This window comes from Arcticibacter tournemirensis (assembly GCF_006716645.1).
In the GTDB taxonomy this organism is placed as follows: domain Bacteria; phylum Bacteroidota; class Bacteroidia; order Sphingobacteriales; family Sphingobacteriaceae; genus Arcticibacter; species Arcticibacter tournemirensis.
The window spans coordinates 2,766,262-2,781,807 of the sequence record NZ_VFPL01000001.1 but is presented as its reverse complement, the minus strand read 5'-3'; the positions used below and the strand labels follow the sequence as shown (position 1 = coordinate 2,781,807).

Annotated in this window: 16 protein-coding genes and 2 pseudogenes; 11 read left to right on the top strand and 7 right to left on the bottom strand. The window is 42.0% G+C overall.

Features of this window, described 5'->3' with window-relative positions:
- Positions 1-60: 60 nt before the first annotated feature.
- Positions 61-162 (top strand): annotated as a pseudogene (locus tag BDE36_RS24175) (histone H1); the annotation flags it as partial.
- Between the two features lie 180 nt (positions 163-342).
- Complete coding sequence (locus BDE36_RS11655; RefSeq protein WP_141814983.1) at positions 343-789, top strand: hypothetical protein; 447 nt, start codon at positions 343-345, stop codon at positions 787-789.
- A gap of 107 nt (positions 790-896) precedes the next feature.
- On the opposite strand, the gene BDE36_RS11650 is transcribed toward BDE36_RS11655, so the two are convergent.
- Together BDE36_RS11650 and BDE36_RS11645 are read right to left on the bottom strand one after the other, a co-directional pair.
- Positions 897-1,835 carry an NAD-dependent epimerase/dehydratase family protein gene (locus BDE36_RS11650; RefSeq protein ID WP_141814982.1) on the bottom strand — a complete coding sequence of 313 codons (939 nt, stop codon included), beginning with the start codon at positions 1,833-1,835 and terminating at the stop codon, positions 897-899.
- A gap of 10 nt (positions 1,836-1,845) precedes the next feature.
- Positions 1,846-2,133 carry a hypothetical protein gene (locus BDE36_RS11645; RefSeq protein ID WP_141814981.1) on the bottom strand — a complete coding sequence of 96 codons (288 nt, stop codon included), beginning with the start codon at positions 2,131-2,133 and terminating at the stop codon, positions 1,846-1,848.
- A gap of 5 nt (positions 2,134-2,138) precedes the next feature.
- Here BDE36_RS11645 and BDE36_RS11640 point away from each other — a divergent pair, with 5 nt between their 5' ends.
- The 9 genes and pseudogenes from BDE36_RS11640 (at position 2,139) to BDE36_RS11600 (ending at position 9,473) form a co-directional block, all read left to right on the top strand.
- Positions 2,139-2,822 (top strand): hypothetical protein, encoded by a 684-nt coding sequence (locus tag BDE36_RS11640; protein WP_235904410.1) that lies wholly within the window; start codon positions 2,139-2,141, stop codon positions 2,820-2,822.
- Between the two features lie 72 nt (positions 2,823-2,894).
- A pseudogene (locus BDE36_RS11635) lies at positions 2,895-3,287 on the top strand (DUF932 domain-containing protein); the annotation flags it as partial.
- A gap of 133 nt (positions 3,288-3,420) precedes the next feature.
- Positions 3,421-4,686, top strand: a complete 1,266-nt coding sequence (locus tag BDE36_RS11630) for a tyrosine-type recombinase/integrase (protein ID WP_141814979.1) — start codon at positions 3,421-3,423, stop codon at positions 4,684-4,686.
- Positions 4,683-5,669 (top strand): tyrosine-type recombinase/integrase, encoded by a 987-nt coding sequence (locus tag BDE36_RS11625; protein WP_141814978.1) that lies wholly within the window; start codon positions 4,683-4,685, stop codon positions 5,667-5,669. The genes BDE36_RS11630 and BDE36_RS11625 overlap by 4 nt, the downstream gene beginning before the upstream one ends.
- Positions 5,650-6,678 carry a site-specific integrase gene (locus tag BDE36_RS11620; RefSeq protein ID WP_202618190.1) on the top strand — a complete coding sequence of 343 codons (1,029 nt, stop codon included), beginning with the start codon at positions 5,650-5,652 and terminating at the stop codon, positions 6,676-6,678. The genes BDE36_RS11625 and BDE36_RS11620 overlap by 20 nt, the downstream gene beginning before the upstream one ends.
- Before the next feature lie 91 nt (positions 6,679-6,769).
- Complete coding sequence (locus tag BDE36_RS11615) at positions 6,770-7,462, top strand: DUF932 domain-containing protein (RefSeq protein WP_141814977.1); 693 nt, start codon at positions 6,770-6,772, stop codon at positions 7,460-7,462.
- Between the two features lie 48 nt (positions 7,463-7,510).
- Positions 7,511-7,915 carry a hypothetical protein gene (locus BDE36_RS11610; RefSeq protein WP_141814976.1) on the top strand — a complete coding sequence of 135 codons (405 nt, stop codon included), beginning with the start codon at positions 7,511-7,513 and terminating at the stop codon, positions 7,913-7,915.
- Positions 7,899-8,195, top strand: coding sequence for a hypothetical protein (locus BDE36_RS11605; RefSeq protein WP_141814975.1), 297 nt, complete (start codon positions 7,899-7,901; stop codon positions 8,193-8,195). The genes BDE36_RS11610 and BDE36_RS11605 overlap by 17 nt, the downstream gene beginning before the upstream one ends.
- A gap of 186 nt (positions 8,196-8,381) precedes the next feature.
- On the top strand, positions 8,382-9,473 hold the full coding sequence (locus BDE36_RS11600; protein ID WP_141814974.1) for a hypothetical protein: 1,092 nt from the start codon (positions 8,382-8,384) through the stop codon (positions 9,471-9,473).
- Positions 9,474-10,080: 607 nt separating this feature from the next.
- Here BDE36_RS11600 and BDE36_RS11595 read toward each other — a convergent pair.
- From BDE36_RS11595 to BDE36_RS11575, 5 genes are all read right to left on the bottom strand, one after another.
- The gene (locus BDE36_RS11595) at positions 10,081-10,440 is read right to left on the bottom strand and encodes an MDR/zinc-dependent alcohol dehydrogenase-like family protein (RefSeq protein WP_262715156.1); all 360 of its coding nucleotides are present in this window, start codon (positions 10,438-10,440) and stop codon (positions 10,081-10,083) included.
- Positions 10,441-10,519: 79 nt separating this feature from the next.
- Positions 10,520-11,614 carry a reverse transcriptase family protein gene (locus tag BDE36_RS11590; protein WP_141814972.1) on the bottom strand — a complete coding sequence of 365 codons (1,095 nt, stop codon included), beginning with the start codon at positions 11,612-11,614 and terminating at the stop codon, positions 10,520-10,522.
- Positions 11,615-11,812: 198 nt separating this feature from the next.
- Positions 11,813-13,087: a phosphoribosyltransferase-like protein gene (locus tag BDE36_RS11585; RefSeq protein ID WP_141814971.1), complete on the bottom strand. Its 1,275-nt coding sequence runs from the start codon at positions 13,085-13,087 to the stop codon at positions 11,813-11,815.
- A gap of 166 nt (positions 13,088-13,253) precedes the next feature.
- The gene (locus BDE36_RS11580) at positions 13,254-14,042 is read right to left on the bottom strand and encodes a HEPN domain-containing protein (protein WP_141814970.1); all 789 of its coding nucleotides are present in this window, start codon (positions 14,040-14,042) and stop codon (positions 13,254-13,256) included.
- A 614-nt stretch (positions 14,043-14,656) separates the two neighbouring features.
- Positions 14,657-15,526, bottom strand: coding sequence for a hypothetical protein (locus BDE36_RS11575; RefSeq protein ID WP_141814969.1), 870 nt, complete (start codon positions 15,524-15,526; stop codon positions 14,657-14,659).
- Positions 15,527-15,546 lie beyond the last annotated feature (20 nt).

Here is a 15,546-nt window from a genome sequence, read left to right as displayed (position 1 = left end):
ATTCTTTACATAATCATATTGTTTACATTATTGTTGTTATGTTAATATTCACATAAGAATAAGACCGCTGGAACACGCCTGCGCAACGGCTTACAGGCAATCAAAACCCTTGCATCCGAGATTCGCAAAGATGTAACGGAGATTAAAAACAAGGCGAAATAAAGCCCTGCTGTTTTCTCGTAAAGCACGGGACACACCCGTGCTTTACATGTTTATAGAGCTTCCTAACCAGGGCGGAAACAAAAAGCTAACAAGTTGACATAGAACAAACAAGTAGCTTTTCCTATGGTACGTAATTTAGAAATTACGTATTTTTACCCGGTATCATTAATCACTTGAACTATGAAAACAATTAAATTAATGAGCACGGCCTCTATCGCTCTATCCTTAATAACATCCGCTTGTTCTTCGGGTCCGGACAAAGAAGAAATCTCGGAACGGATTATCGGAAAATATGCCCAACAAGGCGAGAATGAATTTGACTACTTCAAGGATACCTTAGAAGTGCGGGCTCTGGAAGATGGAAAATTTGATGTAGCTAAGATTGCGGTCTGGTCATCTGCCAAAAAAAGTGACCCTCAACGCCCTTCTAATAAAGTTGCGGGCGTATGGAACCATTATGGCCCGGGTAAAACCTTCGTTGCAGAACTGCAGGCTCAGGATACTACCCTCCGCATTACAGAGCCAATAAGTGGAGCTGTGACCATACTTCATTTGGATATAGATAAAGGGACTTTAAGCTGGCCGGCTCAGGATGGAGGAGAGTCAGTATACCCGAAGGTGAAGTAAGGATAAGTTGACATCAACCACTATAATCATAACTGCGGTGTGCGATCTTAAACTATATGCCTCTGATTTTAAACTTAAGCTAAATTACCTGTCATTGCGTAAGTAAACTAAACGCGAAGGATATCAGAAGACGCCGACTTCTTTAATAAATAATCAAACGTATACTTTGGTGAGTATCCTAATAATTCTCGGGCTTTATCAGTGACGTAAAGGCGGTCAATGCTTTCAGGAAATGACCATCCGTTAATCTTGTAAATTTCGGCAGCTTGCGGATAAAGTTTGATAATTGCTTCTGATGGATTTTTCTTAAGCCCGATTAAATCATCCTTTGTAAACGGACTGCTGCTGGAAATATTGAAAATTTCAAACCTTTCAAAATGGTGGCTTAACCCCAGATACAACGCTTCGGCCCCGTCTCGTTCATCAAGTCCTCTGTAGAGACGATGGTTGGCTTCCACATTGGGATCTTCCGGCAGAAACCGGCCTACCCGATAAACCGATGTATGCAAACCCTCCTTATAAAAAAAGTCTTTGCACAGTTGTTCCGCCGCTTGTTTAGTAATGTCATAAATGTCGCGGGGCTGTTCAGTAAGTGACTCATCTACCCAAACCGCTTGCAGGGGATCAACCATGGCAGTACCATAGACTGACGTAGTACTGATGTAAAGAAAATGCTGGATTCGGTGCTGAACGGAGGCATTCAATAAGTTCAGCGTTCCACAGATATTGGTATCGACAAATGCCTCTCTTGGATAATCAAGATCATAATGTTTGCCGTGGATAGCAGCAGTATGGATAACGGCGTTGATCTGCCTACATACGTTGAGTACCCCGGCCTTGTCTTTGATGTCCAAAATGACATCGGTATAAGGACTTTCGATAAGATCGGCTCCAATAGCTGTCAAGCCAGCCGACCTTAACCTTTGCATGACTGCTGAACCGAGTTTACCCGCTGAACCTGTGACCAGTACTTTCATAATCTTTTTGGTAAAATTAAAAAAAACGTCATTCCAGCAGTTCATTTGCTCTTCATATAACAGTTTCATAGCTCCACGTTTAGGCCGACTTTGCCGTCAGCAACGCAATCTGCCACTCGCAATCTTTGAAAAGTGTTTTAGCACGCGCGATCAATAGTTTCATGGAGGCTTTTTTGCTGAGCAAATCTCTACACAATCCCGGAGCAGTCAAGGCCAGCCCTTCGGGTTTGCTGAAAAAAAATCTTCCCTGCTCGCTCCGCTCACGAGGTATTTTTTTTCGCAAAGCCTTGACTTGCTCCGGGATGGTATAAAGTGCGGTGCTTAACAAAAAGCCAGGAGGCCCTGCCGACTGACTTTCTAATAGCAAGCACTATGAAAATAATGAACGGCAGAAGCCCGCCACTGAGCGCCAAACCGCAACCGGTAGAACAGCGCAGTTCACCGCATACTCCCAACGGGCAAAAAATCAATAATCCAATAACATTAAAATTTAAAATCATGAAAACGACGGTCATCAACAGCAGCAAGGGAAACGGAAAAATCAACACCACTATAGGAAACGATACACCGGGGAAGATCGCAGAGGCAACAGTAAACGGATTGCCTGTAAATACAGGCTTCGATAAGAAGGAGGCAGAACCTGAAGCACCGGAAACAATTGCAGATGCCGCCATTCCCGCAAGCACTCCGGCAGAACTGGCTACTCCGGAGACGAAGCAAGAACCGACAAAAAAGGAGCTGAAAGAAGAGATGAAAGCAGTCCCCAATCTTGAAAACACTCTCAAACTCGTGGAGGAGCTGCACCGCAGAAAGGTACAGCGCGACCGGCTGCTAGCCACTATAAACAGCCTTGAAAGCTTCGAGATTGCCCAAAAGGAGGATGCCGAAGAGACCGACAGCAATTACTATCAGGGTTGTCAGCTCACGATTGAGGACGATAACCGGAATAAATTCAGCACGAAAAATCCAGTCATCATTCAGGCGGTAGCGCAGTTCGTTAATCACATGTGTGTAAACCGCCTTGCCGAAATCGAAGCAGGCATAGTCATACCGTGAATGGTTACAGCACCCGCACAAATGCGGGCGCTTTTTCTCTTAAAGCAGTAATGAATTTAAAAATATTTAAACATGGCACACAATATTAATTACAATCAGCGCACTGGAATACACAGTTTTTTCAGCGTGAAAGAAAAAGCTTGGCACGGTTTAGGAACCGTCATAGAGAATTACCCTACCAGCGCCGAAGCAATAAAATTCGCCGGGCTTGATTATATGGTCGAAAAGCGGCCGTTATTCACGATCGACGGCAACAACCTTGCTTCAAACAACTGGGAGGCGATCCCGGATATTGAAGTGCCTAACTATTTTGCAACCGTGAGAGCCGACAACGACGAGGTATTAGGCGTAGTGGGCAATGATTACGAGGTCGTTCAGAATGTAAACGCTTTCGATTTTTTTGATTCCATTGTAGGCGGTAAAGAGGGAATTCTATACGAGACAGCAGGCGCTTTAGGTAAAGGTTATGGAAAGTAATAGATTATGTAAAGTCATACTATAAAAGCCTATGAACTTCTAAAATTCAGCGGTTTAACTTCATTTCTACTTTACATTATTTTGTTGGCGGCAATAATGCCTAACGATAAATAATGTGATTATGAAAGAAAACCAAACCATCGACGAACTTTTAAATGAGTTTGAAAAACATCTCCGTACCATACAACGGGGCAGGTATACTCTCCGAGGATATTGGCAGATATGGAAGCCCCTAAAGCGGTTTATGGCAGCGGAAGGGATAATGTATTACGATAAGTCCGTTGGCGACCAGTTTATTAAGTCAAAGCTGGGCGAGTATGATTATGCTTCCCTAGACCGCATGCAACGGCATTTGGTTAACAAGGTGGATGCACTTTATGTTTTCCAGTCTACTGGGCAAGTGTTTTTCGGGACTGCGCCATTAAGACGAACCCCACCAAAACTGTTGACAGGTGAAATAGGTGTTGCCATGCAGGATTTTATCAGCTACAAAGCGGCAACTTTTGCGTTGTCAAAATCTACCCAAAATCATCATCTGAACGCACTGCATGGCTTTCTTACTTTTTTGAGTAGCAAAGAAGTAAAAAGCATAGTCGATATAAATGAGGTATATCTGGTATCGTTCATGAAAAGCCTTGACCCGACAACTCTTGCCACGAACCATTCCAAATTGGGCGTTCTCAAAAGTTTCTTAACCTATCTCTACACGGAAAAAATCCACAATAAAGATTATTCTGATGTGATACAGCGGACGAATTACAAATCACAGCCAAAGCTGCCCTCGTTTTTTTCTGCCGAAGATATTGCCTGCATCATTGAAAAGATAGACCGAGGCAACCCATCAGGGAAAAGGGATTATGCCCTGGTGTTGCTGGCGGCAAAACTTGGTCTGCGGGTATCTGACATTGCACGGCTAAAGTTCGAGAACATCAACTGGGACAAGGGCATCATTGAGATCGTACAGTTCAAAACCCAAAAAGAAATCGTTCTTCCACTCTTGCCCGAGGTAGGAAATGCCATTATCGATTACCTAAAATATGCCCGTCCAGTATCCAATGAACCATATTGCTTTGTCCAGCACATCTATCCGTTCAAGCCGATAACGCCTGATGATGTTACTGGAAAAATCGGTGTCCATATACGCCGTTCGGGCATCGTTCTTAAGAACAGGCATAAGGGAGCGCACGCCCTGCGGCACAGCTTTGCCGCCCGATTGCTTGAAAATAAAACACCGCTCCCCGTAATATCAGAAGCATTGGGGCATAGCCGTACCGCTTCGACCATGCTTTACCTACGTGTCGATACGCAACAGCTTAAACAGTGCGCCCTTGATGTGCCAATGGTTGCTCCGGCCTTCTATCAGCAGAAAGGAGTGTTTGTATCATGAGTGCAATCAATTACTATAGTATATACAAGCCCTTAATCGAGGAGTTTGTAGCGTTGAAAAGGCATCTGGGTTATAAATATATGACCGTCGAATATGCTTTTATGCAATTCGACCAATTGGTCTATGAACGGGAAGAAACAGCTATCGGTATCAGTAGGGAACTTTGTGAGGAGTGGTGCATCAGACGGCCAAACGAATCGGACAAAACATGGTACAACCGTATCCATGCCATGCGCCAGTTCGGTGATTACCTGAACAAACTGAACTACCCATCTTATTTGCCAGTCCTGCCGAAAATCAAGCCATCAACCCATACACCTTATATCTACACCAAAGAGGAAATGGCTGCCATATTTGAGGCAACAGACCAGTTGAGCGCCCATAGCACCTGTTATAACTCAATGGTCTTGGTGCTTCCCGCATTGTTCAGGGTATTATATGGCACTGGGCTGCGCATAGGCGAAGCTTTGTCCCTATCCTGTGGGGATGTACATCTTGAAGAACGGTACTTTGTACTTCGGGACACAAAGAACGGAACGGACAGGATGGTTCCCATCTCCGATACCGTAGCCAATGTGGTTAGGCAATATATGGATTGCAGGGATAACTTTCCCATGGCACGAAAAACAGACCTGCTTTTCGTACAGCCGAACGGAGACTGCTGCGATAATGGACGTGCCTATTCTTGGTTCAAAAAAGTGTTGTATAAGGCTGGCATCCCACACCGTGGTAGACGTCAAGGCCCACATGTGCATGATTTGAGGCATACCTTTAGTGTGCATTCGTTGGCAAAAATGGCGGAGGATGGTATCGATCTTTATTATTCACTACCTGTACTTTCAACTTATCTTGGCCATAAATCCATCGCCAGCACGGACGGATATGTGCGACTTACCGCCGACATGTACCCATCCATCATAACCAAAGTCAATAATGTTTGTCCTTTTCTGTTCCCCGATATCCATGATGAAGCAAGCCATTAAATCAGTAGACTTTCCCAAGAGCCTTGCGGACTTTCTGACCAAATATCTCCCTGCCGAACGAGGGATGAGCAACAATACGATAGCATCATACAGGATAACATTCATCCTGCTTATTACCTTTATGGAAGAATATAAGGGCATAAAGCCGCAAAAGTTGGCGTTCAGTGATCTGACCAAGGCTTGTATCGTTGACTTCCTCAACCATCTGGAGCAGGTACGGAAATGTAGTGTTTCCACCCGTAACGTTAGGTTGGCGGCGTTGCATACCTTTTTCAAGTTTGTGCAATATGAGTGGCCAGAGCAACTGGAAGAATGCCGCAACATACTTTCGATAAAAGTAAAAAAAGCCCAGCGTGGCACCATCAACTATCTGAGCGTTGAGGGAATTCGGCTTTTATTGAGCCAGCCCGACCTGACTACAAGGCAGGGAATACGGGATCTGGCCTTGCTTGCATTGATGTATGATACGGGCGCACGTGTACAGGAAATCATAGACCTGACCCCTGAAGATATAAGGTTGGACAAGCCCTGTACCATCAAGCTTATAGGAAAGGGCAATAAAGCCCGTATTGTTCCGCTCATGGATGCAGAGGTAGTCCACTTAAGAAACTACATGGCAAAAAACCGATTATTGGAAACCCATGCAGGGACTTATCCACTGTTCTACAATACCCGAAGGGAAAAACTAACACGGGCGGGCATTACCCATATCTTGCACAAGTATGCAACGATGGCCAGAGATAGCAATAAGTTGCTAATCCCCGAAAAAATCAGTTGCCACTCGCTTCGCCATTCAAAAGCAATGCACCTTTTACAGGCTGGTGTCAACCTTGTCTACATACGTGATATTCTTGGGCATATATCGGTTACCACAACCGAAGTGTATGCGAGAGTGGATTCCAAACAGAAACGGGAGGCGATAGAAAAGGCCTATGTTAATGTCGTTGACAAGGAAGTCCCAATATGGGTAAACAACGAGAGCCTATTGGACTGGTTAAAGAACTTTTAGGCTAAATAATGTAAAGTAGGATTGCTGAAAAATGCCGTTATCAGCACAACAATGCAATCCAATTTACATAATCTATTACTTTCCATAACCTTTGTTATGTAAAGCTTTACATAACAAAGGAGAGCGCATCTTTATTACTGCGAAGCTACCGGATTATATTCGGGTCGGCAGGAATGATCTGATCGAGCAGTATCTATTTTTAACTACGTCCCATGACGGGTTCGGCAGCATCACGGCAGCATTTACCCCTATCAGAATTGTTTGCAACAATACTTTAAATGCTGCCCTACAGGGCGCAGCTAACACCATTAAAATACGCCATACTGCCAGTGCGCATGACAAATTAAAACAGGCGCATAAATTATTAGGAATCAGCAAGCAGTTAGCCGGAGAGCTGGAAGAACTATTTAATCACTGGTCAAGAATCCGCATTACTGATAGTGCTGTGAAACGCCTGATCCAGTTAGCTATGGCACCTTCAAAAGAAGTCCTGCAAAACCTGCAGACTGGGAAAGAAGATCAGCTATCAACGGTCTTTAACAATGTGGTTAGCTCCATTCTGGATTATTCCTTTACTAGTGAGAGCCAGCAGGAGGCCACCACGAAAGGAACGTTGTTCGGCGCTTATAATTCGATAACCGGGTATTTTCAAAATGTCAAGGCTTTCAGGGACGAAGAAAGCAAATTGAAATCCATCATGTTCGGCTCAGGCCTACAGCGCAGCCAGACAGCCTTTAATCTGTGTGAAGAGTTCGCCAGGCACGGAGTAACAGCCCTTAATTAATTAACCGCGGGCGGTCTTCGCGCTGCCCGCACATAAATCAGTAACAAGATGAAAGATCTAAAGAACCTCATAAATTCAGAAAAAGCAAAATTGCTGCACGATCTGTTCCCTCAGGAAGTACCTCCCCTATTAGACTTTATAGATGCCTGGAATCACAAGCTCGAAATTGATCAAGACACCATCCGTAAAGAGTGGAATTTTGGTTTAATGTCGTTCAATCAGTGGTTCCGCTTATCTCGTGAAACGGCTGATCTGCTGAAACGACACCGTTCAAATATGATACGCAGCAGCCGCGTATTTTCCGACCAGTTGTTCTTCACTTATACGACTCTATACGTTATCGACTGCATTATAAAATACGCTGATTGGGAAAGTAACAGCCCTAAATTTAAACTGGCGGTTGCACTATTGTTTAAACCAGAAAACGAAACTCGTCATGAAAAGGAATCGTAAACCTCCTGAAGCTAAAAGCCCAAACGCGGGAGAATTCATCAAAATCGACCCGCCGGAGCCTATGGTGTATCATGAATATTCGGATTATCCTTACTGCGTATGCGGGAATTTCGAGAAGGACGACGGCTTCAACCGTTGTGACCGGTACGGCAATCTTATTCCTATATCGGTTCATGTTGAGTTAAACAAGTACGGCCGCTGCGAAAGGTGCGGCAGAGTTATAGAAGTGAACAGCCGAACGATTATTGGAAGGATTGAAAATTTCAACAAGCACGTATAGCATTATTTAAAAAAGGCCGATTCAACGTGAGTCGGTTTTTTGTGATGCCGAAAGTGCCTGAAAAGTTTTTAAAAGTCCTTGTAAAGCTGAAAGAACACTTACGCTCAGATCAACAAAGCAAGGAATGATTTGATATTTATAACATCAATTCAAAATTTGGTACCTTCAAAGAATAACTTGGACTATATGACAGCTGGGCAACTTAAGGGTACATTACTAGAATATATAGTTAGGAGCTTAATGATCAATTGCGGATTCACATCAGTTAAAGCGGATGGTCATTATGTATTTGCTCAACGAGGGACTGGGCTTTTCTTTATTAATGGCAAAGGTGCGGCTCATGACGCAGATGTTCTTATGGAACCGCCCATACAGATGCCTTTTTCCTATCCATCCAGACTATTATTTGAGTGCAAAAGCTACGATAAAACTATCGGTCTGAATGTTGTCAGAAATGTATTGGGGCTACGTTACGACATTAATGAGTTTGAAATCGTTACAGATTTAACGATAGCACAAAGGCAGAAAAACCGCAGGGCAAGTTATGCCATTGCTAACCGCAAACGATACTTCTATCAAGTGGGGGTTGCATCTGTAGAGGAATTTAGCAAACCGGCTTTTGAGTTTGCAGCGAACAATAAAATCCCCCTGCTTTCGATGCGTTGGTTTCTTGACGATTCAACTTGTGATCTATTTCATGCTATTGATAATAGTTACATACGGTCAATGCCAAGAGATATTTTAAATGCCTTATATGAGTTTCTAAAAGATAAGCGACCTGATGCCCGGGATGATTCTACATACAGTGGCTTACACGATTTTTTGCAAATGGATGAAATCGTGGGGGAAATTTTGACGGAATTTGAAAGGGTAATAAACAGCTTTGTCGTGGGCCTCCTTGAAACCGGTGATCTGTTGTTTATGTTCACAAGACAAGGAAATATTACCGATTTCTTTACCCAACAATCAGGTAGAAATAACCTGGAAGCAAGACTACGCTATTTTTCCGATGATCCTACCAAATGGACTTTGGAGATTCACGATTATAGGTACAATTCGGGTGAAGTCCCTTATCGTCTCGAATTTAAAGTCCCGGTTGCACTTGTCTCTCAATGGAAGGCTTTTAACTTCGATAAGGTTGCCGGCTATAATCTGAAAAGCGAATTCTTCTCCAGAATTTTCATATTCTCACAACGAGCGTCGAGCAATTACGGACTGCCATTTACCTTGATCAATATTGATAGCCAATGGCTTGATAACTTGCGGTCAGAAGAGTAGCCTTCCTTTATCATAACCATCCTAACTTACCAACTCAAGTGTCTGCTCCAGAAGAACTTAAAAACACTGCTGCTGATAGAATTAGCAATGCGCATCCAGTTGCAGGGTACCATTTTCAGTTCCGGAATAAAGGCCATCAACGGATGGTGAGAGCCACACCATTTGTAACGAGCATGTATCCTTGCTTTAATCCCTCTTATTTACCAAAACGAGTGGTAACGGCGCAGCCAATATCTAAGGTCGGGTTAACCACTTTATGCGATCAAACCACCAGCAGATCAAGGCAGTGAACATCTAATCGGTTTTCTGCTGAAATGTAAAATAGCAGTACTTAGCTACCGGTTTCCAAACATTATTGCATCCGAGAATAATTTGTTAACCTTCGTGACAATTTAACTTAACCAATAACGACTATAAGCGGACAACTGGTTGTGAGGGGATATCTTCTTCAATTAATTATTACGGTATTAGATAGCTTATCTAATCAATTCGTTTGGGAAAGCGTCACGATAGAGCCTGATGATGAAACCGAAAAAGTTGATATAAAATGGGGTCCGCCAGATGGTAAGAAGAAACTTGTCCAAGTAAATCATCACAAAATAGAATATCATTTGCTGCCGCCAAGCGTTGGTCCGCCGAACTTAAAGAAGCTGTATACGGGTGGTAATAAGTTCATTGATTCAATTGCCCCATCTGTTTTTGCGCTTTCAAGATCTCTTATTTCCATCTCAAAATGTTGGCGGCTCGCATTGATACTCCCTACAATGACCTGGTTTTTCAAAACCACCATCTGGCTCATCGTTTCAGATCCCGGTATACAAGCAGGCTTTCCTTCTCCTAGTATGCCGGTCATTACATATATACCGTTTATTCCCAGAGAATAAATAAGATCAAAACCGAGCTGAGGTACACCGGCTGCTTCGAAAATAAAATCTATTTGCCCCAACGTTTCATCCAGCTCTTTTATGGAAATATTCTTAATGTAAAAAATAGTTCGTTTGAGATTTCTTGAAAAGGATTAAATATTAAAAGAGCAGATGCGCACGTTAAAGAGGCCATTCGATTTTGGCAAATTCAGAAAAATAGAGTTTTCCAACACTCGGCTCGATTCCATGCACAAAGCATATTGAACCTAAAAGCCAATCTTTGTAGTTTCTTTGCGTTATCTTGGCCTTTTGAATGTGTCGTTGCACACCTTTCTGGCAATGATAAAGATGATGTTCAATTTCCTTCTTCTTTTTTCTGCTGACACGGGGTTTTTCATTAGATATATCAAGTCCAGTAACCATAAACTTTTGACCCCGGAGCAGAAGTCTTGTCTTGGATAAGTTCGGAAAGAAACCTTCGTCCCTGATAATTTTATATACTGTTTTCCTCACTCTTTCAAGGATATCTTTATCACCAGATAGAGTAAGATCATCAGCATAACGACTATACTTCAAGCCGTTTTTCTCACAAAGACCCTGCAAGCGGCTGTCGAGCCGACGGGCCACCAAATTCGCCAACTTCGGGCTCGTCGGCCCTCCTTGGGGTAATATGCCGGTGGAATCGGATATTATCCTATCTCTTATCTCCACCTCATGCTCTCTAAACTCGGAAAAGAAATTCTTACCGTGAACAATTGTACACAATTTGGCTAGCGAGACCGAAAGGTTGGGATGAAATCCAATACTTTTGAATATCCCATAAACACGTTTCTCATTTATGGAATCAAAAAAGCGCAACAAATCAATTTTCAGAATAGCTTTCTGATTTACATGTACAGTGGCATTTTTTAATATTGAAGTAGTGGGATCAAATCCAAGGCAGGCCGGATGGGAGGGAATTTTATTTAGAATATTAGCCAAGATCCAGCGCTGGATGTATCGCAAGGGGTTGTCGGGACTTTGAATAGTACGGAATCCCCCGGCTCGCTTTTGAAGTTTGAAACGCTTATAATAATCCCGACGATTGGATTCTGCTAGTCGGACCATCATGTCAATATTCATACCCATCGAGATGGCCAGGTGTGCAAGTGAATAAATTACCGGCAGCTGTCTTGCTGTTAAGTACTTCACATATGCCTCTATGTCTGCGACGAACAGTGTTGTATGGCCTTCATCTCGCGCAGCTTCTAAAACATCGTCCAATGGATAGTCCATACGCTGCAACCCTATTTTAAATTGAAAAGCGAAGCTTTGGTACACAACTCGCGAATACCTGCAGTGATGTTGTGTATCAAGGGTTGAAAAGTATCTTCAACCATTTCCCCATCTACTGATGGGATATCCGACCTTTGCATTTTCCTTTCAGAAAACAAAGGCAGTAAGTGCCAAGTTAGGCCGGATGTTGCTTGCAGATTATCTCCTACCATTGAACGACTTGGGAAAATAGGCATTTTTTTTTATTTCAAAATCAGTTTTTTTATCTAACGCGATTTTTTTCAATTGGGATATGCATTTCTTAGCCTGCTGGAATAGACTCAAACCTCTCAAAGTAAGATCATGGTGGCGATCAAAAATGCCTTGGGATTTGCCCTTGTTCATATAGGCCAGATAATCATCTCCGGTAATTCCCAAACGCTGACAAATCGAAAATTCATTGAACCCATCTCTTTTCAATTTTAAGATTGCGTATATAGAGAAATCGATATGGCTTACTGAACTGAAGATCTTTTTACCTTTAATCACTCTGGCGGTTGCAAACGTTGTTTTCAGCATATCTGTTCCAAATTCCTGGAGCAGGCTGAGCTCATAGGACAACTGTTTCCTAAATTCCCTGGCCTGTGATATTTTATGGGGCGAGAGTCTAGGCACCAGCGGGTGGAATGGAAGTTTTTTATCTTGTTGCCAAAATATGGGCAGAGTGTTATTTGGTGACCCATAAAAAAAAGTGACCAACGACTGCGAGTTCTCAAAGCCCAGGGCATGATGATATTTAAGGCCGCCACCTTGCAAAATCTCTGGACGGGTCAATTTCATCCCATATCTATATGACAACTTTTTATAAGGTCCATGCTTTCGGTATCCAAAATAGCTCGAAAAAGAGGAAAATGCTTTTCGATAAATCTGGCTCTTCTCAATGAAGATATAGTCAAAGAGCGGGCCGACGGTTCGTACCGCATCTTCCATCGCGGCCACACCCAGGAAAAATATTTGCTTGAACTGCTGTTTTATCGGAAGAATCTCAGAATTATAATACGTTTCCACTGATTTGCCCGTCCCCAAAAAATCATCTAGAAGCAGTAAAGTATCAAATTCCTGAGGCAAACTTTTCAAGGATTCAACAGACGATGCCAATTGAATATTAGCTTGGTTAACGGTATAGGCTTGGGTTTTTCGTAATAGGTAGGCCATCATGCTTCCACTCTTGCCAAATTTGCCAATAGGATGAACCGCAAGTTTGGACCCCTCCATCAATTTTTTCAGCACTGCTGTCAATCCCGCATGATATGCCTCTTCGATTTCAAAGGAGGTGTACATCTTGAGATTTCTGATCAACCTAACGGCTAAATAGACTTCATCTTCCTCAAAATTTGATAACCACTTCAAAATAGTAACCGGAGAAACTAGATTTTTCAATCGTTTGGATATGATCTCCAGCTCCACTTCATCGATATTGATCTTAAACTCCATGTTTTTTATATTCGCAAATTAGAGAAATCATATTTGACACAATATACGAAAATAGAAATCATCATCTACCGTCAGCACACCTATAAAACGACTGTCTTTCTTTGCTAGATAATTCGTTTTCTGCGAAAGAATGGAGTTCAATACATATCATGCCAACCACATCTAATTAGAAATGGTTAGGTACGCCAGTGAGTAATAAATTGTCAATGGCGGAGGGCTTCAAGTACGCGTGCTCATGGAGCAATATAATTAATAACTGACGAAGATATTCGTTAGTTAGAGTAACAATAGGTATTGTATTATTGTCGGTTAACTGAATTTCTTTATTGATTTTTTTCTTGTACGCTCCATGAACTATATGAGATCGATAAGCATAAATTTTCTTTACATTGGCGAATACGGTAAGAGGCTCGTATCTATCTGGCTTTGATTTAGAAAGCAATGCAACCAGCCTAAGCGCAAGCTTATGAGTTATTTCACCTTTTTCACTATCACTTAAAAGCATCTCTAACGCAATAATTAAATCGTTAATAATATCTTCCTCCTCCGAACGAAGATTCGATTTATAGAACCTCCTCAAAGCAAAGATGATCTGGTTATTACTTGAATCCCGCACTGCTGTAAACACCTTTTTCAGTTCATCTTGCTGTAGTTTTGTAATTTTAGGATAGTCTTCTAAATTCCAATAAAAATCATCGAAATAACTTGGGTAACTTCTTGTCGATATGCCCATCATTAATGGTAGATCGCCGGATACATTAATTGACCGGTCTTTAGGTACCATCAATAGCTGGGCATATCCAGAGGTAAAGTCGGTAGCAATCTTAAGAGACGTAAAAAACCGTTCAATCAAATCTCGAGGATATATATTTGCATTGGAAAATGGCTCATAATAAAAATGAGTAGGCTTTTTGTAGTGAAAATCATCTAGAACCAACTCATGCGTTGCTGACATAATAATATTTTCATAATTGCAGGTGAGTAAGACTTAATTCGTGCCCTGGCTCTCTGATATCCATCAGTAATTCTTTTAATCGCTATTCCGGGATAAATTTCGAGATAATCCAGATCAAATTTCACAAACAGATCGGGACTGTAATATCGAAATATATCATTTCAGAATAGAGATAGTTCTCAATCGGTTGATAGATCTCATCAAACTTACCTATATCAAAATACACCCATGTAGATAGTAATAACGCTCAATAAAAGACTCTGCCAGCGGTAAACAGGATACTTCAAATAAGCGGTCTGATTCAATAGATTTGTTTGGATGTATGTAATAACTCTGAACTTCGGGCATCTCTTTGATATTTTTAAGGATACTATCCATTTCTTGAAATTCGTTCAGATCGATTTTGGGTTTAGCGCCAGCATACGCCCTCTTAAAAAATTGTGATACTTCTATCCGTGAAGGATAATATGAAATCGAAGGAAACCCATTCTCCTTGTATGATAAAACCGGATAATTGGCAATAGATCTTGGTAGAAATGCGTCTTTAATTGCAGGTTCTATTAAAGGGAGAACCTTTGGAACTAAACTGATCAATAATTGGTGAAGCGATGCTCTTATCCTTTGATGCGTTTAGTTTCAATCCAGCCATAAACCTGTTTAGCTATACAATTTGAAATCTCTATCATACCTATTGTTGCCTCTATCTTCGCTTCCATTGATACTTCATTATCGACTTTACCGATGAATGTGGTAAGGCTTTGCTCTTTATCTTTTGTCAATTTTATGGCATTAGCAATATGTTTATCAGAGAAGTGGATAAATCCTGAAGTGGCTTCATACACACTGGTTATCCAAGGATAATCGATAGCCGCCTGATCTTTAAGATACCTGTCAGTCATCAGCTTACCGTTTCGGTCTTTCATTTTTCTGATTATTTCCCCTTTCCAGACATTATTTGCAAATGTATGAGGCTCCGTAACCAGCCACGCCGCTGATAGTCGGAGGTAATTATCTAAATGTGGACGTACCAAATGAGCCGCTGACAAAAAGTTCGCAGTGCCAATTAAGGTTTCAAACCCGTAAATAAGTGATAAGCCCCTGTTGAGTATGCCCGAAATGAAATAATCCAGCGGGTAGAGTCCCTTTCCACTACTAATCATACCCACGGCAAGGACCTGAAATTTCTTCTCGAACAGTCGGAGTGACTGCATATAGTTTTCCAGAAACCCCTTAAGGATTGCCTCATTTTCATTTTCAGGTATACCGATTGGCACATCAATGAGTTTTATCCAGTAGGGTCTGGATGCCAAATTGATAACCTCAGTGTCGTTCCCAACAAACCATCCTTTTTCGTGCGTATTATCCTCAATGACCATCCTGCCCAGGCGGCACTTACTTAACAGATCATCGGTTGGCTGTTTAGCCAACAGTACCGGCTCCTCCATTTCAGGCAGCTTTCCGTCTTCTATGTTATACCATTCCATTGATAAACTTTTGACAAATT